A 20,638-nucleotide genomic window follows, 5' to 3' on the forward strand; every position below is an offset into this window, starting at 1 on the left:
ACCGGGAATCACCGGACCGCGCCGTTCGCTGTCCCTGGCGGATTCCCCAGGACAGGAAGGGCAGTACCTGATGAAGACCCTGGTCGTCGGCGCCGGTGCCACCGGCGGATTCTTCGGTGCCCGGCTCGCCCGGGCCGGGCACGACGTGACCTTCCTGGTCCGGCCCGCCCGCGCCGCCCGGCTGCGCGAGCACGGCCTGCGGATCACCGGCCTGACCGAACTCCACCTGCCCGAGCCGCAGTTGGTCACCGCCGGCGAGCTCAAGGAGGACGGCTACCAGCTGGTCCTGCTCTCGGTGAAGGCCACCGCGCTCCAGACCGCCCTGGACGACCTCGCCCCGGCCGTCGGCCCCGGGACCGCGATCGTCCCGCTGCTCAACGGCCTGGCCCACCTCGACGCGCTGAACGCCCGCTTCGGCCCGCCCGCCGTGCTCGGCGGCGTGGCCAAGGTGGTCACCACTCTCGGCCCCGAGGGCGAGATCGTCCAACTCGCCCCGCCCGTCGACCTCACCGTCGGCGAGCAGGACGGCCGGCTCTCCGGGCGCGTCACCGCCATCCGCGACGCCCTCACCACGGCGGGCATCCCCACCGATCCCACCCCGGACGCGGTGGCCGCGATGTGGCACAAGTGGGTCTTCATCACCACCCTCGCCACCGTCACCGCCCTGATGCGCGGCACCGTCGGCGAGGTCAACGCCGCACCGGGCGGCACCGCCTTCGCCGAGGCCGTCCTCGCCGAGTGCGCCGCCGTCGCCGAGTCCGCCGGATTCCCCGTCCCCGCCCCCGAACTCGCCTTCACCCGAACCATGGTCACCACCCCCGGCTCCCCGCTCACCGCCTCCCTGGCCCGCGACCTCGCCGCCGGCCTCCCCCACCGAGGTCGAGCACCTCCTCGGCGACCTCACCGCCCGCGCCCGCACCCTCGGCGTCCCGACCCCCCTGCTCGACGTGGCGACCCTCCACCTGAGGGTCCATCAACTCCGTTGCGACTGAGGCATCCAGGCGGATGGTGCGTCCCGAACGGGGTAGAGATCCGGCGGGAGGTACGGATGGACGACGACCGCGGGGCCGGCATCGCGATGATCGTGGTGGGCACCCTGGTGTTCCTCAGCGTGCTGTTCTCCGGCGATGCGCTGCCGGTCATGGGGCGTGCCTTCACCGGGGCCGTCGCACTCATCTCGGTGATCATGGGCTTCGTGATGTCCATGGGGAAGAAGGTCGACGGCGACGAGGGGCGCGGCCCCCGGCGGCGAGGACCTCTGACCCTTTGCAGGGTCAGCCCAGGTAGTCGTCCAGCCGGGCCAGGGCGAAGCCCTGTTCGGTGGCGGTGCGGATCACCAGGCGGGCCAGGTCGGTCATCGAGCCCTTCCACTCCTCGGGGCCGCGGAAGTGGGTGAGGATGATGTCGCCCGGGTGGAGCCGCTGGTCGAGGTGGCGGTACTCCATCCGGTCGGGGAAGGCCTCCTCGTTCCAGAGCGGCATCGCCGTGACGCCGCAGGAGGCGGCCGCCCGCAGCGTGTCGGCGGTGAACTCCCCGTACGGGGGCCGGAAGAGAGCCGGGCGCGGGCCCACCTCCCTTACCAGCTCGTCCTCTTGGCCGCAGATCTCCTCGTGCTGGCGCTGGTACCCGAGCCGGCGCAGGTCTTTGTGGTTGAGCGTGTGGTTGTTAACCCGGACTCCCTGCTCGTTCAGCTCGCGGAAGTACCCGTAGTCCTCACGGGCCAGGTAGCCGGAGACGAACGCGCTGAACGGGACGCCGAGTTCACGCATCATCCGGTTGAAGCGGCGGTCCTTCTCCCGTCCGTCGTCGATGGTCAGGAAGACCACCTTGTCCGTGGTCGGCACCCGGCGCACCAGCGGCGGCAGCCCGTCCCCCTGCAGGCGGACGTGCGGGCCGTCCTCGCGCAGCACCGGCTTCACGGCGGGCGGCGCGGGCGCGGGCAGCGGCGGCGCGTCCAGCCCCCAGGCCCGGGCCAGCTCGGCCAGTTCGGGTCCGCGCAGCGGGACGGCCCGGGGCACGGCCACCTCGTGGCGCTCCTGCTGCTCGGCCCGGCCGGGCAGCTCGGCGGGGCGGGCCGCGACGGCCGGCGGCGGGGCCGTGTCGCGCCCCGGCGCGGTGGGCAGCGAGCCGCAGCCGGCGGCGGTGACGGCCAGACAGAGGCCCGCCAGGAGGCGGGCCCGTGGGTGAGCTGATCCGAAAGCCATACCAGTACATCTTCCGCACGCGCGGCCCGCCGCCACCTCGCCACGCCACCAGGTCCACCGAATGCCTCGCCGCCACCCACACCGGCACCGGCACCGGCACCGGCACCGGCACCCCACCGTGCACTCGTGACATCCCACCGGCCCCGCCCGTGCACCGGTGAGTCTGTCCGCTCCCCCGCTCCGGGGCGTAGCGTCGTCGGACGAAGGCACCGGCCGCCCCGACTTCCTCAGCCCTGGGCCCCGGCCGGTGCCGGGCGGCCCGCACCCCCTCCGGTCGCGGGCCGCCCTCCCCACTCCCTCCCGCCCGCGACTTTCGTCGCACCCGCGCCGCGACCATCGGCGACTGCCACCGGACCCGCCCCGTCGTCTAGCCTCGCGTGGGTGAGCGAGCGCAACACTGAAGACTCCGGCGGAGGCCGGGCCGCAGCACTGCGGGCAAGGCTGGTGCGGGTGGTCCTGCCCGGCCCCTGGAACCGACGCACCGTCACCCGGGAGACCACGGGGGCGGTGCTCTCCGGAGCGCTGGCCGGCCTGCTCGACCTGGCGGCCTCCGGCCCGCCGCTGCGCACCGCGCTGGCCGCCACCGGCGCGGCCCTGCTCTTCCTCCTGCGGCGCGGCATGCCCCGCACCGTCCTGGTGCTGGCCTCGGTCGGCTGTGGGCCGGTCGCCGCCTGGCTGCCGACCTTGATCGCGGCCGGCTGGTCGCTCGGCAAGCGCGTCACCCGGGCCCGGGACGCGGTGGTCGCCTCGGTGGTGGCCTTCCTCGCGATGCTGGTCTACGACCTGGTCGCCGACCGGGACAAGCTGCCGCTTCCCGCCCTGCTCGGGGTCACCGTCGGCGCCTTCCTGGTACTCGCCGTGCTGCCCGCCGTCTTCGGCCGCTACCGGGAGCAGCGCCGCGCGCTGCTCACCGCGCTGGAGGAGCGCAACGCCCAGCTGCTCCGCGAGCGGGTCATGATCGCCCGTCAGGCCCGGCTGCGCGAGCGGCACCGGATCGCCCAGGACATGCACGACAGCCTCGGCCACCAGCTGGCCCTGATCTCGGTGCACACCGGCGCCCTGGAGGTCGACCGCACGCTGACCGACCGTCAGCGCGAGGCGGTCGGCGTGCTGCGGCAGGCCGCCGTGGACGCGATGCGGGAGCTGCGCGGCGTGATCGGCCTGCTCCGCGAGGACGACCAGGCGCAGGAGGAGCTGACCGGCGGCCTGGCCGAGATCCCCCGGCTGGTGGAGAGCTCCCGGGCCGCCGGGGCCGAGGTGACCCTCGCCCACCACGAGGGCCCGCGCAGCGCCACCACCGCCACCGGCCACGCCGCGTTCCGGATCGTCCAGGAGGGCCTGACCAACGCCCACAAGCACGCGCCCGGCGCCCCGATCACCGTCGCCCTGCGCTTCGAGCCGGACGCCCTGCTGGTCGAGGTGGTCAACTCCCCCTGCCCGCCCACCGCTCCCGGTGGCCCCGCCCACGCCCCGGTCAGCGGCGGCCAGGGCCTCACCGGCCTGCGCGAACGGGCCCGGCTGCTCGGCGGCATGCTGCACACCGGCCCGACCCCGGACGGCGGCTACCGCCTGGCCGGCGTGCTCCCGTACGACGGCACGGGCCGCCCGGCCGGGGAGGACCTGGAGGCCGATCTCGGCCTGACCCTGCCCGCCGGGGCCGCCCCGCTCAAGCGCCGCCGCCCGGCGCTCGGCTGCGCGGTGGCGGCCGGCGCGGTTCTGCTGGTCCTGGTGGGGCTGCTGGTCTGGGGCGGCGTCAAGTTCGTCGACTCCCTGAACAACACCACCCTCCCGCAGGACACCTACGCCTCCTTCCGGATCGGCCAACCGGAGGCCGAGGTCCGCCGGCAGCTCCCGCGCGGCAGCGGCTTCCTCACCGAGGGCTTCCAGCGCCAGGGCCCGCCGGTCCCGGCCGGGGCCGACTGCTCCTGGTTCCTCTCCGAGGACCAGCCCGACGGGATCTCCACCAGCGAGGTCTCCCGGCTCTGCTTCCGCGACGGCGTGCTGGTGGAGAAGGTGCAGTACCGTGCGGACGGATGAGTGCGGTGATCGTCGCCGCGCTCCGGGAGGGAAGAGCAGCACCGTGATCCGAGTCCTCGTCGCCGACGACGAACCGCTGATCCGCGCCGGGATCAGGATGATCCTGGCCAGCGAGGACGACATCGAGGTGGTGGCCGAGGCGGGCGACGGCCGTGCCGCGCTGGAGCTCGCCCGCGCGCACGCGGTGGACGTGCTGCTGCTGGACATCCGGATGCCGGTGCTGGACGGGCTCGGCGCGCTCGCCGAGCTGCCCCGCTACGCGCCCTCCGCCCGGGCCCTGATCCTGACCACCTTCGGCGAGCGCGAGAACGTCCTACGGGCCGTCACCTCCGGCGGTGCCGGGTTCCTGCTCAAGGACACCGCCCCTGCCGAGCTGATCCAGGCCGTCCGGGCGGCCGCCGTCGGGCACGCCTTCCTCTCCCCCGCCGCCACCCGCCACATCGTCGACAGCCTGGCCGCCGCCCCGGCCGCCGACGCGCGCGCCACCACGGCCCGGGCCCGGCTCGCCACCCTCGGCCCGCGCGAGCGCGAGGTCCTCGACCTGCTCGGCGAAGGCCTCTCCAACGCCGACGCCGGAGCCCGCCTCCACATGAGCGAGGCCACGGTGAAGACCTACGTCAGCCGGATCCTGGCCAAGCTCCACTGCGACAACCGCGTCCAGGCCGCCCTCCTCGCCCGCGACGCCCAGGGCTGACGCGCGGGGCAGCAGGGCGAACGTAGCCCGCGGAAGTGGTCACACCAGGGGCGCGGGGAACTGCGCGCCGGGGAACGGCAGGACGTGCAACTGGCTCGCGTGCCCCGATCTGGCGGTGGTCCGCCTTCCGTACTCGCGCAGTTCCCCGCGCCCCTGGTGTGACCCGACTCCGCTGCCAGCTCAGCGCAGCCGCGTCCGCGTCCCCGGCCCGGAGCCCGCCCGGGCCGGACGGCGCGCGCGCGTACGCCGCGCGCCCTCGTCCTCCGAGGTCGCCGTTGACGCCAGGGCGGCCGCCCGCGCGGCGCGCAGGGCGAACGCCGCCGCCAAGGCGGGCTCGCCGACGCCGAGTTCGGCCATCCGACCCTGGCAGGGGCCGCACCAGAGCGGGCTCGCCGCACTGCCGTCCCCGTACCGCAGGTCCTCCGGCGGCAGGTAGTGCACCCCGCACTCCTGGCAGACGAAGACCAGCCGCATCAGCCCCACACCTCCCCGGTACCACCGCACCGGCCACAGGGCGAGAGGTACCGGTGCTCGCGCGCGACCTGGTCGCCCCGGCCGTCGGTCTCCACCGTGTGCTCGATCTTCTCGGTCACCCGGCCACCCCCGCAGGCGGGGCAGAGCTGCGCCTCGGCCACCTTACCGTCACCTCCCGTGCACGGAACGTACCGACCGTACCGTGTCCCGGACTTGATCGCTGCCGCTCCACGGACCGGCGGACTGATCCGCTGTCATATTCCACTCCACCACGACCTTCCCCGCCCCGTCCCCCGCCATGCGCATGTTGACCGGTTCCCGCCGTCGTCCCTATGCTGCGGCCCTTCCGAGAACACGTTCCACCTCCGGGAAAGGCACCTCCGATCAGCAGCGCAGCGCAGGAGCGGGACACCACCGCCCCCCGGCCGACCAGCCGCCGCCGTTTCCTCACCTACCTGGTGGCCGCCCCCGCCCTCGCGGTCGGCGCCCAGCTGGCGCTGGACGCCGAGCCGGCCGAGGCGCTGGTGCAGGTCGGCGGCATCCCCGGCCTGCCCGCGCTGGCCGACCTCGGGGACGTGCTGATCCTGGCCGGGCTGCCGACCGCGCACCTGCTGGTGCTGGAGGTGACCGAGGCGGGCAAGGTGGTGCTCCAACTCCCGCGCCTGGAGGTCGGCCAGGGCCTCACCACCGCGATGGCGATGCTGGTCGCCGAGGAGCTCGACGCCCGCCTCGCCGACGTCGAGGTGCCGCTCTCGCCCGCCCGTCCCGAGCTGCTCTTCGCCCAACTCACCGGCGCGTCCAACTCGGTGCGCTCCCTCTACGAGCCGGTTCGCGCCGCCGCCGCGGCCGCCCGGGCCCGCCTGGTCACGGCGGCGGCGAACCGCTGGCAGCTGCCGGCCGGCACCCTGCGCACCGCCGACGGCCGGGTCACCGCACCGGACGGCCGCTCGGCCGGCTACGGCGAACTCGCCCTCGCCGCCGCCGCGGTGGTCGTCCCGGCCGTCTCCACCGCGCCCAAGGCGGAGGGGCAGCAGCGGCTGGTCGGCACCCCGACCGGCCGGATCGACGCCCGGGACATCGTCACCGGCCGGGCCAAGTACGCCGGCGACCTCGACGTGCCGGGCGCCGTGCCGACCGTCGTGCACCGCCCGCCGACCATCGGCGGCACCGTCCGCTCGCTGGACGACACCGCCGCCCGCGCGATGCCCGGGGTGCTGGACGTGGTGCGGATCCCCACCGGCGTCGCCGTCCTCGCCGAGACCTTCGACCAGGCCCTCAAGGCCAAGGCCGCGCTGCGGGTGGACTGGCGTCCGGGCCCGCTCGCGGGGGTCTCCGACGCCCAGGTCCGGGCCGGGCTGCGGGCCGTCAACAAGCCCTTCCTGGTCCCCCCGCTGCTGACCCTCAGTCTGGACGCCGAGTTCGACTTCGCCTTCGTCAGCCACGCGCCGATGGAGGTGCTCACCGCCGTCGCGGACGTCCGCCCGGACCGGGCCGAGATCTGGTTCGCCGCGCAGTCCCCGATCGCCGCCCAGGAGCAGATCGCGGTCGAACTCGGCCTGCCCGTCCCGGCGGTGACGGTCCACGTGGTGCGGGCCGGCGGCTCCTTCGGGCGACGGCTGTTCCACGACGCGGCGCTGGAGGCGGCCAAGGTCTCCAAGGCGGCGGGACGGCCCGTCAAGCTGATGTGGACCCGCAACGACGACATCCGCCACGGCCGGGTCCGCCCCGCCAGCCACCACCGGGTGCGGGCCACCCACGCGCTCGGCCAGGTGCTCACCTACGAGCACCGGGTGGCCACCGTGCGGACCGACTTCGGGCACGGCCTGGGCGAGCTGCTCACCGCCGCCGGAGCCAGCCTGCCGGTCGGCGACGCGCTCTTCTCGCAGACCTTCTTCGACCTCACCCAGGAGGTCCCCTACGACCTCGGGGTCTCCACCCAACTGCTCTCCGAGCTGCCGTTGGAGATCCCCACCGGCAGCTGGCGCTCCGTCTACTCCGGCATGGTCCGGGTCGCCGACGAGGTGATGCTGGACGAGCTGGCCCGCACCCTGGGCCGGGACCCGGTGGCCTTCCGCCGCTCCCGGCTGACCAGTGCCACCGGCCGCGCGGTGCTCGACAAGGTGGCCCAGGCCGGGAGTTGGGGCCGCCCGATGCCGCCCGGCTGCGCCCAGGGCGTCGCCTACCACGCCGAGCACCGCTCGGCGGTCGCCTGCCTGATCGAGCTGGACGCCTCCGACCGGGCCAACCCCCGGGTCACCAAGGCCGTGATGGCCGCCGACGTCGGCCGGGTGATCAACCCGCGCGGCCTTGAGGCCCAGCTGCTGGGCGCCGTCACCGACGGCATCTCGGTCACCCTGCGGGCCGGTGTCCACCTGGACGACGGGGCCATCCGGGAAGGCAGTTACGCCGACTTCAAGTACGCCAGGCAGCGCCACAGCCCGCTCGCCTTCGAGGCACACTTCCTGCCGCCGAGCGGCCCGCCCGGCGGTGCCGGCGAACTGGGCTTCCCGGCCGCGGCCGCCGCCGTGGCCAACGCCTACGCCCGCGCGACCGGCACCAGCCCGCGCAGCTTCCCGATCGCCTTCTGAACCCCTTCTCCGCACTCCTCAAGGACCTCCACGTGCCCAGCTACCAGTTCGTCCTCAACGGCAGTCCGGTGACGGTCGAGGCACCCGCCGACATGCCGCTGCTCTGGGTGCTGCGCGACAAGCTCGGCGTCACCGGCCCCAAGTACGGCTGCGGGGTCGGCGTCTGCCGGGCCTGCACCAGCCACCTGGACGGCGCCGAGGTGCAGCCCTGCGTGGTGCCGGTGGCCGACTGCGCCGGACACACCGTCACCACCATCGAGGGCCTGGCCGACGGCGACCGGCTGCACCCGGTGCAGGAGGCCTGGCTGGAGTGCGACGTCGCCCAGTGCGGTTTCTGCCAGCCCGGCCAGATCATGACCGCGGCCGCCCTGCTGAGGACCAACAAGTGCCCCAGCGACGCCGACATCGACCGGATCGAGAACGTCTGCCGCTGCGGCACCTACGCCCGCATCCGCGAGGCGGTGAAGAAGGCCGCCGCCAAGATGCCCTGACGGCGGGTCGGGACGCCTCCCGTCAGTGCAGGCCGGTGCAGGTGAGCGCATCGCTGTTCTGCGGGCCGAGACAGGCCCGCGCGGGGTTGTTCCCGTTGACCATCGCGGTCCAGACGTACTTCCGGGCACCGTCGGTCTTCTTGGTGTACTTCACCGAGTAGTCGCGGTTGGCCACCAGCACCTCACCGCCGTTCGGCGCGTCCACGCTGCGGGCCCACTTGGCCTTGCACGCGGCGCTGCCGAACAGCTGCACCTTCACGGACCCGTCGAGCGCCTTGGTCTCCAGCAGCTTGCCGTCCGAGGCGCAGCCGGTGGTGTCCGGGTCCTTGCCGTTGCAGCCCGCGCCGGTGCAGGCGGCCGCGGCGGCGGGCTGGGCGGGGGCGACGGCGATGCCGGTGGCGAGCAGCGCGAGCGAGGCCGTCAGGACGGCGAGCAGGCGCGAGGGGGCGGTGGCTTTGGACACGTGGTGCTCCGTTCACGGGGTGAAGGTCCGTATCCGGACTACCCGTTGGGGTGGTGCCCGCATGCCCCGCCACCTGGCGTTTCAGCAGTTCGGGTGACGGCCGGTCAGGCCGGGCGGCCCGTCAGGCCGGGGCCAGCCCGTACAGCACCTTGTCGTGCCCGATGAAGAGGTGCCGGCCGTCGGTGGCCACCCGCCAGTACTGGACGCCCGGTTCGACGTCCCGGAAGGTCCACCGGACCTCGCCGGTGCGCTCGTTCAGCGCGCACACCCCGCCGCCCACGGGGCCCGGTACGAAGAGCGAGCCGGCCACCGCGACCGGCCGGCAGCGCGCGTCGAGCCGGAACGGGAGTTGGCAGGACCAGAGCTCCCGGCCGTCCGTCAGCTCGTTGCGGCTCACCACGCCGTTGTCGCGCAGCAGGTAGACCTCACCTCCGGTGGCGTACGGCCGCAGCAGCCGGGTGTCGCCCTGCTCCTCCACGATCCACTCGACGCTTCCGTCCCGCACCGACAACGACCGTATCCCGGTGGCACGGTGGGCCACGTAGGCGTGCTCGAAACCGGCCTCCCGCCAGGTCAGCCCCTGGTCGGCCGGGGCCGACCAGAGCCGCTCCCCGGTGAAGCCGTTCAGGGCCACCACTTCGTCCCGGGTGCTGCGCGCGAGCAGGGTCCGGGTACCGGCGACCGACTGGAAGTCCATCAGGAAGCCGCCGTCCTCGCCGGTGCCCGGCCGGCTCCACACCATCGCGCCCGAGGTCGTCGAGAGGGCGAACAGCTTCTCGTCGGACAGGTCACGGGTCCGCCCGTACAGGAACTCCCCCTCGACCGCGAGGAGTTCCCAACTCGGGTTCAGTGCAGGCGGGTTGGCCACCTCCAGGGAGATGCCGTAGCCGTGCGCGGAGAACCGGCCGATCCTGGTCTGGTACAGCAGGTCGCCGGCCGCCAGCAGGGTGTCGTCCGGGCCTCCGGGCATCGCCATGCGCTTCGCCACCGCACCGGTCTCCGCGGTCAGCAGGAAGAGCTCCTCGCCGGTGGCCACCATCGGGAGCACCGTCCGCCCGGTCACCCGCTCCGGGGCCTGCGCCTCGGGGGCGCGGAAGGTCCAGATCGGCACAGGCCCCTCGACCGCCGACGACCGCTCCGGCTCGTCCCCGGCACGGCCCCACCACCAGGCGGCCGCTCCGGCGGCCGCCAACCCGGCTCCACCGAACAGCAGTTGACGCCGCGACGGGCGGGAGGACCGCGGCTCCGCCGCCAACTCCTCGGCCCCGACGCCGGATCCGTCCCCCTCGGGCTCGTCGAAGACGATCGAGCCGACCTGCTCGCCAGCGGTCACCGCAGCCCCCTCGTCCGTCCGCGACCGGTCCAGACCTGGAGGATAACCCGCACCCGATAGGGTCGGACCGAGGGGACGGCCGACGATGCTCGTCTCGCGTCCGGCACCGTTCCACAGAGAGGCCCGCCCGCACCATGAGCCCCGAGCCCACGTACCTCGTCCTGCCCGGCTTCCAGAACTCCGACCACGACCACTGGCAGAGCGTCTGGGAGCGCACCGACCCGGCCCGGTTCCGGCGCGTCCAGCAGGCCGACTGGGACCAGCCGAAGGTCGGCGACTGGGTCGCCACCCTCGACCGCGCGGTACGGGAGGCCGAGGGCCCCGTGGTGCTGGTCGCCCACAGCCTCGGCTGCACCACCGTGGCCCACTGGGCCGCCAACCCGGACGGCAAGGTGGTCGGCGCGTTGCTGGTCGCCCCGCCGGACATCGACACCGCCGAGGTCCCCGAGCTGGTCAACTTCCGCCCGGTGCCGCTGCGCCCGCTGCCCTTCCCGAGCACCCTGGTCGCCAGCGGTGACGACCCCTGGTGCACCGCGGAGCAGGCCCGCCGGTACGCCGAGGCCTGGGGCTCGCGCCTGGTCGAGGCCGGCGACCACGGCCACCTCAACGCCTCCTCCGGCCTCGGCGACTGGCCGTTCGGCCGCGCCCTGCTGGACGGCCTCACGGCCTGACGTCCGCTCGGACGGTGGGGACCCGGGCCCGGTCCGGCCGGCCCGGCCCCCGCCGACCACCCGGGCGTTCGCAGCCGCCGGGAGCCCCCGACGGTGACCCGCACCACACTTCTCCCCGTGTGAGCCGTGACACACGATCACCACGGCGCCGCCCCTCGGACACCCCGCACCCACAACCGGCACCAGGTCCTCATCCTCCTTTCACAGCGCGGGTGTTCGCGGCCACGGCCGTGACCTGCGCGTTGGCCCGGCCCCCTGCCGAAGGGCCTTCCGGCGTCCACTACGCTCCCCGGAAGCACAGGGGTCCCACAGGTCCCCGGGCGATTTCCGTTATCGGAGCGCGGCCCCCCGATCTCCCATCACGACAGGGCAGTACGGACGGGCCGACGGAGAAGGTGAACCAGGCGGATGGACAGGCAGCACGCCGAACAGACCGGTCAGACGGTGCTTCAGGCACAGGCGGGTGACCAGCGGGCCACGGACGAGCTCATCGGCACCCACCTGCCACTCGTCTACAACATCGTCGGCCGCGCCCTCGGCGGCCACCCCGACACCGACGACGTCGTGCAGGAGACCATGCTCCGCGCCGTCGACCAGCTCCCCGCCCTCCGGGAGCCGAGCAGTTTCCGGTCCTGGCTGGTGGCCATCGCCATGAACCAGATACGCCGCCGCCACCAGGTGCTCCAGCAGGGCCAGCTGCCGATCGACCCCTCCTGGGACTCGGCCGATCCGGGCGCCGACTTCGTCGACCTCACCATCGTCCGGCTCGGCCTGTCCGGGCAGCGCCGAGAGGTCGCCGAGGCCACCCGCTGGCTCGACGAGGGCGACCGCGAGCTGCTCTCCCTCTGGTGGCTGGAGGCCGCCGGGGAGCTCAGCCGCACCGAACTGGCCGCCGCGATGGAGCTGCCCGCCGCGCACGCGGCGGTCCGGGTGCAGCGGATGAAGGGCCAGCTGGAGACCGCCCGGGTCGTGGTCCGCGCGCTGGCCGCCCAGCCCGCCTGCCCGCCCCTGGCCGAACTGACCGCCACCTGGGACGGCGACCCGTCCGCGCTCTGGCGCAAGCGGATAGCCCGGCACGCCCGGGAGTGCGCGTACTGCTCCCGGCAGTGGGAGGGCCTCTTCCCGGCCGAGGGCCTGCTGGCCGGCCTCGCCCTGGTGCCCGTGCCGCCCTCGGTCGACCCCGCCACCCTCCTCGCGGGCCACTCCCTCCTCCCCTCCGACGGCACCTCGGCCACCACCGTGCTGTCCGCCGCGCGCCCGGGCCGGGCGGAGCTGCGCCGCGCGGCCTCCGGCCGGGGCGGCCAGGGCACCACGGCCGGGCGCCACGGCCGCCGGGCCAAGCCCCGCACCCGCCGCCGCGTGCTGACCACCGTGATCGGCACCGCCGTGGTCACGGTCGCCGCCGTCGGCGTGGTCGGCGCCGACCAGGAGCCGCCCGCCCCGGCCCAGGCCTCCGCCCCCCGCATCGACGCCACCTCCGCTCCCGTCCTCCCCTCCCCGTCGGCCTCCACCGACGCCCAGGCCCCCTCGCCGGCCCAGAGCTCGGCCGCACCCACCTCGGCGAGCCCCACGCCGTCCCCCTCGCCCTCGGCCCCGAAGCCGTCCAGCCCGGCCCCCTCGCCGTCACCGTCGACCTCGCCGAGCCGGACCGCCTCCGCCGCCCCCACCACGGCCACCCGCGCCACCTCCTCCGAGCAGCGGGTGCTCGACCTGGTCAACACCGAGCGTGCCAAGAACAACTGCGGCCCCCTCAAGGCCAACGGCAAGCTCCAGGCAGCCGCCCAGGGCCACTCCGACGACATGGCCGCGCGGAACTTCTTCAGCCACACCAACCCCGACGGCAAGGGCCCGCAGCCCCGCATCGAGGCGGCCGGCTACGAGTGGAGCACCTGGGGCGAGAACATCGCCAAGGGCCAGAAGGACGCCGACTCCGTGATGTCCTCCTGGATGAACAGCTCCGGCCACCGCGCCAACATCCTCAACTGCTCCTTCACCGAGATGGGTGTGGGCATCCACACCGGCTCCGGCGGCCCGTGGTGGACCCAGGTCTTCGGCGCCCCCGCCTGACCCTCCCCCGCCGGCCCGGAATACCGTGTGCCGACGACCGGTTCACCGGCTGAGCCCGTTCCCGGCCGCCACCCCGCCGCCCCCGACCCGAAGGACCGATCCCCGTGAGCCTCTACGACATCCCGCTCCGCTCCCTCGACGGCACCCCGACCTCCCTCGCCGACCACAAGGGCAAGGCCCTGCTGCTGGTGAACGTCGCCTCCAAGTGCGGCCTCACCCCGCAGTACGCCGGCCTGGAGCGCCTCCAGCAGCGGTACGCCGACCGGGGCTTCACCGTCCTCGGCTTCCCCTGCAACCAGTTCCTCGGCCAGGAGCCCGGCACCGCCGAGGAGATCCAGACCTTCTGCTCGACCACCTACGGCGTCTCCTTCCCGCTCTTCGAGAAGATCGACGTCAACGGCGAGGACCAGCACCCCCTCTTCGCCGAGCTCACCAAGACCCCGGACGCCGAGGGCATCGCCGGCGAGATCCAGTGGAACTTCGAGAAGTTCGTGATCTCCCCCGACGGCGCCGTGACGGCCCGCATCCGCCCCCGCACCGAGCCCGAGTCCGCCGAGGTCACCACCGCCATCGAGGCGCAGCTCCCCGCCTGACCCGCCCTCACCGCACCCGACGGCCTCCCCGCACCCCCGCCCGGGAGGCCGTCGGCGTATCTCCGCCCGCCCGCCGGTGCCCGTCAGCCGGGCAGCTCCGCGCACAGGCAGCCGACGCCCGGCCCGATCCACTCCCTCCCGGTCCACTCCGGGTGACGCCCGATCAGCAGGGCCCGCACCTCGGCCACCGTCTCGGCCTCGCCCCGCCCGGCCCGGCACCGCCGCCAGGTCTCGTCGCGCAGTTCCCGCAGGTAGTCGCGGACCTCGGCGAGCAGCTCCGGCCCGGCGACCGCGCCGTGCCCAGGGACCACCGTCCGGTGCCCGGCGGCGGCCAGCCGCTCCAGCACCGCCAGCCAGCCGACCCCCGAGACCTCGGTGTCGTGCGGCGGGAACCAGGGGAAGATCGCGAACTGCCCGTTCTCGGCCAGGTCCCCGGTGAACAGCACGCCCGCGTCCGGCACCTCCACCACCTGATCGCCCCGCGTGTGCCCCCGGCCGGTGGGGCGCAGCCGCACGCTGCGCCCGCCGAGGTCGAGCTCGTGGCCGTCGTCCCCGTACACCTGGTCCGGCGTCGGCAGCACCACGCCGTCCAGGCGGCGGGCGACCGTCTCGCCCAGGCCCCGGAACATCTCCAGGTACCCCGGCCCCCGGGTGCGCAGTTCCTCGGCCTGGGTCCGGTTCACCAGGTAGGTGGCGCTGCCCGCGAACACCGAGGCGCCGAAGGCGTGTTCGGGGTGGAAGTGGGTGGTGGTCAGGTAGAGGCGGCGGCCCCCGGCCACCTCGGCGGCGAGGGCCAGCACCTGTTCGGCGTTGGCGGGGCCGAGGCCGGTGTCGACCACCAGGACGGCTTCGGTGCCGCCGATGACGCCGATGTTGGGGACCAGCGGCACGCCGCCGTCCGGGACCACCAGCAGGTCCGGGGCGATCTCGCGGGCGTCGGCCACCGGCACGGCCGGGTCGGGGAGCGGTTCGTGATCCATGCCCCGATTCCACCGCCGGGGCGGCGCCGCCGTCCAAGACCCGTTCCGCACGGGCCGATGCCCCACGGGTATCGTCGCAGCATGGAGCTGCGGACCCTGCGCTACTTCGTCGCCGTCGCCGAGGAACGCCACGTCGGCCGGGCCGCCGCCCGGCTGCACCTCAGCCAGCCCGCGCTCAGCCGGGCGGTCCGACAGCTGGAGGCCGAGCTCGGCGCCGTCCTCCTGGACCGTTCCCCACGGGGCGTCAGCCCGACACCGGCGGGCGCGGTCCTCCTGACCGAGGCGCGCGAGGTGCTGGACCGGGCGGAGCTCGCCCGCACCCGGGTCGCCGCGGCGGCCGCCCCCGCCGTGGTCACGGTCGGACTCCTCGGCGACGGCACCGACCCGGGCGCCGTCCGCCTCGCCGACGCCTTCCGCGCACGGCACCCGGCCGTCGAGATCCGGATCCGCGAGGCCGACCTCACCGACCCCACCTGCGGCCTGCGCACCGGCCGGGTCGACCTCGCCCTCACCCGCGGCCCCTTCGACACCACCGGCCTGACCGTCCGTCAACTGCGCACCGACCCGGTCGGCGCGGTGCTCCGCAGCGACGACCCCCTCGCCCACCGCGACCACCTCACCCTGGCCGAGCTGGCCGGGCGCACGTGGTTCCGCTTCCCGGAGGGCACCGACGCCCAGTGGGCCGCCTACTGGAGCGGCGGCGAGCCCCGGTCCGGGCCGGTGGTCCGGGCCGTGCAGGAGTGCCGCCAGGCCGTGCTCTGGAACGGCACGGTCGGCCTGACCCCGCTCGGCCACGCCCTGCCGCCCGGCCTCACCGCAGTCCCGCTCCCCGAGGTCGAGCCCAGCCCGGTGGTGGTCGCCTGGAACGAGGACGACCCGAACCCACTGCTCCGCTCCCTGCTCCGGATCGCGGCCACCGCCTACCGGAACGGGTGATCCGACGTCAGGCCTCGCCGGGGTGCCAGGCGGGCCACTCCCACGGGCGGTCCGCCCAGTGCACCCGGATCGGGTCGTGCGGGGTCGAGCTCGGGGAAGAGCTGGAGCGCCCTCGGCTCGAACTCCTCCGGGGCGAGCGGCTCCCAGCCCGTCCCCCGGAAGTGCACCAGGCGGTAGCGGCTGTCGGTGCGGAACTCGGCCACCTCGACGAGGACGGTGGGGGTCTCGTGTGCGCTCATACCACCCACCATCGACCGCGCCCACCCGCACCGCATCCCCGGCCACCGCCGTACGGCGGAGCGCACCGCCCGGCCCGCTCCGTCGTTGAGCACCACGGTTGCCGCCATCTGGCGGACCGTCAGGGAGGCGCAGCGGTGGAGGTGCAGCGGTGAACGAGCAGTGGCAGGCCCCGTGGCAGTACGAGTGGGAGCGCCAGCCCCCACCTCCGCCCACCCACCCGTGGCAACCCCCGGTCACCCCGTTCCCCGTACCCCCGCCCCCTCCGGCGCACCGGAACCGCCGCCGCGCCGCCTGGGCCGCCGGCGCGGTCGGCGTCGTCAGTCTGCTGGCCCTCCTCCCGGGGGCCTGCTCCTCCGACCAGGCCCCCACCGCCGCCGTCCTCAACTCCCCCGAACCGAGCCCGGTCACCTCCCCCACCCCGATCCCGCTGCCGCCCCCACCATCGCTCCCCGCCCTCACCCCTCTCCCGTCCCCGACCCCGAGCCCCTCCTCCACCCGCTCCACCCCACCCCCGAAACCCCGTCAGCCCCGCTCCCCCAAGCCCTCCGCCTCCCCCAAGCCCCCCGCCTCCGCCAAACCGTCCCCCAGCCCGCCCCTGCTCGCCGCCCTCGGCATCTGCTCCCAGGCCGAACAGCTCGGCCAGTGGCCCCCCGGCTCCGAACAGGCCCGCATCTGCCGCGCCCTCTACGGCGGCTGACCCGCATCCTCGGCATCTGCGATGATCACCGCATGAGCGAGGACCCGTGGGACGACCTGCCCTGCATCGAGCAGGCCTTCATGATCAATGCCTTCGAGATCGACATCCTCCCGGGAGCCCGGGGTGATTTCGACGAGGCCGACCAAGACCGGCCGGTCGGCGAGATCGCCGCGGTCCTGCTCGCCCTCGTCGACCGCGGATGGGTCGAGGTCCGACGGATCGTGCCGTGGGTCTCGCCAGACGGCCGCATGGGTTACGGGCACGGAGATCTGGTGCCGCGCGATCACCTGGAGACGGTCCTGCAGGACGAGGCGAGCTGGGAGTACCCGGACGACGGCGACTGGATCGGTGCGCTGACCCTGGTCGAGACCGAGGCCGGCCGGAGGATCACCCGCAAGGCCCCGTAGGGCCGCGGTCGAGGGCCGGCACCGGGGCGCGGAGCTCCAGCCGGGTGTCGGCCGTGCTGGCCAGGTACCAGTGGCCGCCGACCAACGCCAGGCGGTAGTACGGGTCCTGGGGGTCGACGTCGACGAAGGCGGTGTCGGTGCCGCACAGCACGTCCACGCCGTGCCGCTCCGCCAGACGTGACGCGATCCGCAGGTCGGGGTGGGCGCCGAGCCCGCAGTCGTCCCCGGCCAGCACGTCCAGGGAGAGCGGCCACGCGGGGTCCTCGTTGGCCACCAGGCCCACCCAGGCGTCTCCGGTGAGGTCCGGCGGTCCGCCGTCGTCCGGTTCGACCACGATCCGCAGCCCCGGCAGGACCGCCGCCTCGAACACGGCACGCACCTCGGCGGGGGTGAGCTCCTGTGACACGGTGATGCTGAACATGACCGTCACCGAACCACACCGCACCGCCCCCGCCGCACCCCGGACGACACCTGGTGGCGCCGGCGCCAGGCTCGCCGCCGTCACGAGGTGTTCATGCCGCGTTGACACCCGAGCGGACCTCGGCGACGCCGTCAGTCGAAGACGCGCACCCTGCGCCGGTCCGGCGGCAGCAGCAGGACCTCCAGCGCCTCCGCGCAGGCCCGCACCCGCGCCAGGAAGGAGGGCAGCCGGGCATCGGTGAGCACGTCCGGCGTGGACCGCAGCGCCAGGGCGAACCGCGCCCGGCCCGTCGAGTCCAGGACCGGGACGCCCAAGGTCCGGACGCCGTAGGCGGATTCACCGTCGTTCACGGCGTAGCCGACCGACCGGACCAGGTCGAGTTCCGCGGCCAGCGCGGCCCGGTCGACGATGGTGCGGTCGGTCTGCGCGGTCAGCGGCGGGAGTGCGGTGAGGTCGTCCTCGCCCGGGCCGGCCCAGGCCAGCAGGACCTTGCCGAGCGCGGTGGAGTGCAGCGGACGCCGCAGCCCGAGACCGGTGCTGGGCTGGATGGAGGCGCCGACCAGGATCACCGCGTGGTCGCCGCTCCGGATCGCCAGGTCGGCCGCGGCGCCGGTGGCGGTCGAGAGGGCCGCCAACTCCGGTGTGGCGCGGTGCAGTCCGCGTTGGTGCAGGGAGAGCTGGCCGAGCTCGGCGACGGCCGGGCCGAGCCGGTAGCGGGAGGTGCGGTCGCTCTGCTCCAGGAACCCGGCCGCGACCAGGGTGCGGGCCAGCCGGTGCGCGGTGGAGACGGAGAGCTCCATCTGCCGGGCCAGGTCGGAGGCGCTGAGTTCGCCCGTGTTGTCCCGGAAGCAGTGCAGCAGTCCCAGCGCGCGGGTGACCGCCTGGGCCCCGGCGGGGGCGTCCGTCGTCGTCATGTCCCCAGCATGCGAACGCTGCCACCATCTGGCAACCATTGCCGCAGTGTGAACGCGAGTTGCACCACCTGACGGCTCTGCCAACAGATGGGTTCCCACCATGTGGCAGCCTTGCCCCGGCCGCCCGCTCCGTGCCAACCTCCAGTCACCAGGCCGCCGGGACCGGAAAGGAGCAGCACGATGACCATCGCTCGACCGCTGCGCCCGGCCCTCTCCCGCTGTTGTCGCTGACCCTCCCGCGACCGCTCCGCCCCTCCGCCTTGCCGCGTGGTGAGAACCCCGTGCGCCAACGCGTCACCACACTCTGGGAGTTCCGTCCATGGACCGACTCTGGTTCACCCGCTGCCCGGTGCCGACCGCCACCGGCATCGCCGCCGACCGAGGCCGACTGGCCGAGGAGTTCGCCCCGGACGGCATCACCGTCCGGTCGCTGCAGGAGGCCTCCGCCGCCGAGGCCGCCGACCACCACTTCACCCACGCCCTGGACGGGCTGTTCCGCGAGGGCGGCAACGTGCCTGCCCTGTGGGCCCGTTCGGGAGGCGAGCAGACCAGGCTGATCGGGCTGACCTGGATCGAGGAGCGGCAGTCGGTGCTGGTCCGGGCCGGTCGCGACCTCAGCGGGCCGGCCGCGCTGCGCGGGCTGCGGCTGGCCGTCCCCGTGCATCCGGTCGGGATCGACTTCTGGCGGGCGATGGCACTGGCCGGCTTCGCCGGTGCGCTGGCCTCGGCCGGACTCACCCTGGCCGACGCCGAGTTGACCGAGGTTCCGGGCTCCCCGGTCGGCCAGTGGGAGGGCGAGCTGACCGCCCTGCGGGAGGGCCGGGTGGACGCCGTCTACGTGAAGGGTGCGCTGGCGGTCGAGGCGGCCGAGCGCTTCGGGGCCGTGGTGGCGATCGACCTGGACGCCCTGCCGGACCGCCGGCACCGGGTCAACAACGGCACCCCGCGCCCGATCACCGTGCACCAACGCCTGCTGGAACAGCGCCCGGACCTGGTCGCCCGCTTCCTCGCCGTCCTGATCGAGTCCGCCGAGTGGGCCCGTGACCGGCCGGCCGAACTGGCCCGTATCCTGAGCGCCGAGACCGGCGCGGGGGCCTCCGGAGTGGCCGGCGCCTACCGCCCCGAGATCGGCCACTCACTGCAGATCGACCTGTCCGACGAGCGGTTGGACCTGCTGGCGCAGCAGGAGCGCTTCCTCTCCGCCCAAGGCTTCCTGCCCGCCCCGGTGGACGTCCGGAGCTGGGTCGACCCGGCCCCCCTGGCGCGGGCCCGCGCCCTGCTCGACTCCCGCCGCTCCTCCCTCCCCCGCCACGGCAACTGACCCGCTACCAGAATGCGAACCTTCATGAACTCCCGCTGGCTCCCGTCCGCCGCGCTCCTCACCGCCGCCCTGCTCGGCCTGGCCGCCTGCAGCTCCACCAGCGGTGGTGCGACCGGCGACAAGGCCGCCCTGATCGAGGTCCGGATCCCCGAGGACGGCAACTCCGGTCTGCTCGCGCTGGCCAAGAAGGACGGCTCGCTGGACGCGGCGCTGGCCGAGGTGAACGCCAAGGTCGTCTGGACCGGCACCGCCGGGGCCTTCGCCCCCGCCGCTCAGCAACTCGACGCCGGTGCGCTGGACTTCGCCCAGGGCTCGATCACCTCCGCCACCGCCGCACTGGCCGCCTCCCCGGGCTTCAAGCTGTTCGCCGCCGTCGCCCCCGACGCACTCGGCGAGGGCATCCTGGTCAAGAACGACTCCGGCATCACCACCGTGAAGGACCTGGTCGGCAAGAAGGTCGCGGTCTGGCACGGCGGCACCAGCGAGTACCTGCTGCTGAAGGCGCTGAAGCAGAACGACATCCCGGCCGACCAGGTCGAGCGGGTCTACCTCCAGCCCAACCAGGCCGCCCCGGTCTTCAACTCCGGCCAGGTGCACGCCTGGTCCACCTGGGGCACCTACTCCGTCCCGCAACTCGCCGACCGCAACGCCCGTTTCCTGGTCAACGGAGGCCAGGTCGGCTCGGAGAACTACGCGGTCTGGACGGTGCGCACCAAGTTCGCCGACGCCCACCCCGCCGTGGTCAAGGCGCTGTACGAGTACCTGCACGCGTCCGGCCTCAAGCTGCAGGCCGACCCGGGCGCCTACCTGAACGTGAAGACCGCCTCCGGGCCGGAGGCGGTCAGTGCCGCCCAGCGGGAGATCCAGATCCCGTTCGACAAGGCCCGGGGCGTCGCCGAGCCGATCACCGAGGCCGATCTGAACCGCTTCCACACGGTGGCGCAGTTCTTCGCCGACCAGCAGATCATCAAGGGCTTCTTCGACGTCAAGCCGTACCTGATCGACGTCACCACCCTTCCCGGGAGCGCCGGATGAGCAACGGCCTGCTGGTCACCCCCCGCCCCCGCACCCCGCCCGCCCGCGCCGGCCCGGCACCGCCCTCGCCCT

General features: G+C 74.4%; 21 protein-coding genes and 1 pseudogene. 13 read left to right on the plus strand and 9 right to left on the minus strand.

Annotated features, from left to right (window positions below):
- Positions 1-70 precede the first annotated feature (70 nt).
- Positions 71-811, plus strand: a pseudogene (locus ABD946_RS03475) (2-dehydropantoate 2-reductase); the annotation flags it as partial.
- Positions 812-1,274: 463 nt separating this feature from the next.
- On the opposite strand, the gene ABD946_RS03485 reads toward ABD946_RS03475, so the two are convergent.
- Positions 1,275-2,204 carry a polysaccharide deacetylase family protein gene (locus tag ABD946_RS03485; protein ID WP_345279926.1) on the minus strand — a complete coding sequence of 310 codons (930 nt, stop codon included), beginning with the start codon at positions 2,202-2,204 and terminating at the stop codon, positions 1,275-1,277.
- A gap of 381 nt (positions 2,205-2,585) precedes the next feature.
- Here ABD946_RS03485 and ABD946_RS03490 point away from each other — a divergent pair, with 381 nt between their 5' ends.
- A complete protein-coding gene (locus ABD946_RS03490; RefSeq protein ID WP_345279928.1) occupies positions 2,586-4,241 on the plus strand; it encodes a sensor histidine kinase in 1,656 nt (551 codons plus the stop codon).
- A 43-nt stretch (positions 4,242-4,284) separates the two neighbouring features.
- Complete coding sequence (locus tag ABD946_RS03495; RefSeq protein WP_345279930.1) at positions 4,285-4,935, plus strand: response regulator transcription factor; 651 nt, start codon at positions 4,285-4,287, stop codon at positions 4,933-4,935.
- A gap of 180 nt (positions 4,936-5,115) precedes the next feature.
- On the opposite strand, the gene ABD946_RS03500 is transcribed toward ABD946_RS03495, so the two are convergent.
- Both ABD946_RS03500 and ABD946_RS03505 read right to left on the minus strand, forming a co-directional pair.
- The gene (locus ABD946_RS03500; RefSeq protein ID WP_345279932.1) at positions 5,116-5,409 is read right to left on the minus strand and encodes a hypothetical protein; all 294 of its coding nucleotides are present in this window, start codon (positions 5,407-5,409) and stop codon (positions 5,116-5,118) included.
- Positions 5,409-5,570: a hypothetical protein gene (locus ABD946_RS03505; RefSeq protein ID WP_345279934.1), complete on the minus strand. Its 162-nt coding sequence runs from the start codon at positions 5,568-5,570 to the stop codon at positions 5,409-5,411. Before ABD946_RS03505 ends, ABD946_RS03500 begins: the two co-directional genes overlap by 1 nt.
- A 297-nt stretch (positions 5,571-5,867) precedes the next feature.
- Between ABD946_RS03505 and ABD946_RS03510 the strand changes: the two genes are divergently transcribed.
- On the plus strand, positions 5,868-7,997 hold the full coding sequence (locus ABD946_RS03510) for a xanthine dehydrogenase family protein molybdopterin-binding subunit (protein WP_345279936.1): 2,130 nt from the start codon (positions 5,868-5,870) through the stop codon (positions 7,995-7,997).
- Between the two features lie 32 nt (positions 7,998-8,029).
- The gene (locus ABD946_RS03515) at positions 8,030-8,488 is read left to right on the plus strand and encodes a (2Fe-2S)-binding protein (protein ID WP_345279938.1); all 459 of its coding nucleotides are present in this window, start codon (positions 8,030-8,032) and stop codon (positions 8,486-8,488) included.
- Positions 8,489-8,510: 22 nt separating this feature from the next.
- Here the strand turns inward: ABD946_RS03515 and ABD946_RS03520 are convergent, their stop codons facing one another.
- On the minus strand, positions 8,511-8,951 hold the full coding sequence (locus ABD946_RS03520) for a DUF2690 domain-containing protein (RefSeq protein WP_345279940.1): 441 nt from the start codon (positions 8,949-8,951) through the stop codon (positions 8,511-8,513).
- Positions 8,952-9,072: 121 nt separating this feature from the next.
- Complete coding sequence (locus tag ABD946_RS03525) at positions 9,073-10,284, minus strand: outer membrane protein assembly factor BamB family protein (protein WP_345279942.1); 1,212 nt, start codon at positions 10,282-10,284, stop codon at positions 9,073-9,075.
- 134 nt (positions 10,285-10,418) lie between these two features.
- On the opposite strand from ABD946_RS03525, the gene ABD946_RS03530 reads away from it, so the two are divergent.
- The 3 genes from ABD946_RS03530 to ABD946_RS03540 all read left to right on the plus strand — a co-directional run bounded on the left by ABD946_RS03530 (position 10,419) and on the right by ABD946_RS03540 (position 13,615).
- The gene (locus ABD946_RS03530) at positions 10,419-10,955 is read left to right on the plus strand and encodes an RBBP9/YdeN family alpha/beta hydrolase (protein WP_345279944.1); all 537 of its coding nucleotides are present in this window, start codon (positions 10,419-10,421) and stop codon (positions 10,953-10,955) included.
- Positions 10,956-11,363: 408 nt separating this feature from the next.
- A complete protein-coding gene (locus ABD946_RS03535; RefSeq protein WP_345279946.1) occupies positions 11,364-13,022 on the plus strand; it encodes a sigma-70 family RNA polymerase sigma factor in 1,659 nt (552 codons plus the stop codon).
- Between the two features lie 104 nt (positions 13,023-13,126).
- Positions 13,127-13,615 (plus strand): glutathione peroxidase, encoded by a 489-nt coding sequence (locus ABD946_RS03540; RefSeq protein WP_345279948.1) that lies wholly within the window; start codon positions 13,127-13,129, stop codon positions 13,613-13,615.
- Between the two features lie 83 nt (positions 13,616-13,698).
- Here ABD946_RS03540 and ABD946_RS03545 read toward each other — a convergent pair whose 3' ends face one another.
- The gene (locus ABD946_RS03545) at positions 13,699-14,595 is read right to left on the minus strand and encodes an MBL fold metallo-hydrolase (protein ID WP_345279950.1); all 897 of its coding nucleotides are present in this window, start codon (positions 14,593-14,595) and stop codon (positions 13,699-13,701) included.
- Between the two features lie 81 nt (positions 14,596-14,676).
- On the opposite strand from ABD946_RS03545, the gene ABD946_RS03550 reads away from it, so the two are divergent.
- The gene (locus ABD946_RS03550; protein ID WP_345279952.1) at positions 14,677-15,531 is read left to right on the plus strand and encodes a LysR family transcriptional regulator; all 855 of its coding nucleotides are present in this window, start codon (positions 14,677-14,679) and stop codon (positions 15,529-15,531) included.
- Here the strand turns inward: ABD946_RS03550 and ABD946_RS03555 are convergent.
- Positions 15,516-15,770, minus strand: a complete 255-nt coding sequence (locus ABD946_RS03555) for a hypothetical protein (protein ID WP_345279954.1) — start codon at positions 15,768-15,770, stop codon at positions 15,516-15,518. The genes ABD946_RS03550 and ABD946_RS03555 overlap by 16 nt on opposite strands.
- A 149-nt stretch (positions 15,771-15,919) precedes the next feature.
- On the opposite strand from ABD946_RS03555, the gene ABD946_RS03560 reads away from it, so the two are divergent.
- Together ABD946_RS03560 and ABD946_RS03565 are read left to right on the plus strand one after the other, a co-directional pair.
- A complete protein-coding gene (locus ABD946_RS03560; RefSeq protein WP_345279955.1) occupies positions 15,920-16,468 on the plus strand; it encodes a hypothetical protein in 549 nt (182 codons plus the stop codon).
- A gap of 32 nt (positions 16,469-16,500) precedes the next feature.
- Positions 16,501-16,875 carry a hypothetical protein gene (locus tag ABD946_RS03565; RefSeq protein ID WP_345279956.1) on the plus strand — a complete coding sequence of 125 codons (375 nt, stop codon included), beginning with the start codon at positions 16,501-16,503 and terminating at the stop codon, positions 16,873-16,875.
- On the opposite strand, the gene ABD946_RS03570 is transcribed toward ABD946_RS03565, so the two are convergent.
- Positions 16,856-17,296: a hypothetical protein gene (locus ABD946_RS03570; RefSeq protein ID WP_345279957.1), complete on the minus strand. Its 441-nt coding sequence runs from the start codon at positions 17,294-17,296 to the stop codon at positions 16,856-16,858. The two genes, ABD946_RS03565 and ABD946_RS03570, sit on opposite strands and share 20 nt — an antisense overlap.
- A 131-nt stretch (positions 17,297-17,427) precedes the next feature.
- On the minus strand, positions 17,428-18,210 hold the full coding sequence (locus tag ABD946_RS03575; protein ID WP_345279958.1) for an IclR family transcriptional regulator: 783 nt from the start codon (positions 18,208-18,210) through the stop codon (positions 17,428-17,430).
- A gap of 319 nt (positions 18,211-18,529) precedes the next feature.
- Between ABD946_RS03575 and ABD946_RS03580 the strand changes: the two genes are divergently transcribed.
- Positions 18,530-19,531: an ABC transporter substrate-binding protein gene (locus tag ABD946_RS03580; protein WP_345279960.1), complete on the plus strand. Its 1,002-nt coding sequence runs from the start codon at positions 18,530-18,532 to the stop codon at positions 19,529-19,531.
- Positions 19,532-19,555: 24 nt separating this feature from the next.
- Positions 19,556-20,566, plus strand: coding sequence for an NrtA/SsuA/CpmA family ABC transporter substrate-binding protein (locus ABD946_RS03585; RefSeq protein ID WP_345279961.1), 1,011 nt, complete (start codon positions 19,556-19,558; stop codon positions 20,564-20,566).
- Positions 20,567-20,638: the final 72 nt, after the last annotated feature.

The organism is Kitasatospora albolonga (genome assembly GCF_039535905.1).
Taxonomy (GTDB): Bacteria; Actinomycetota; Actinomycetes; order Streptomycetales; family Streptomycetaceae; genus Kitasatospora; species Kitasatospora albolonga.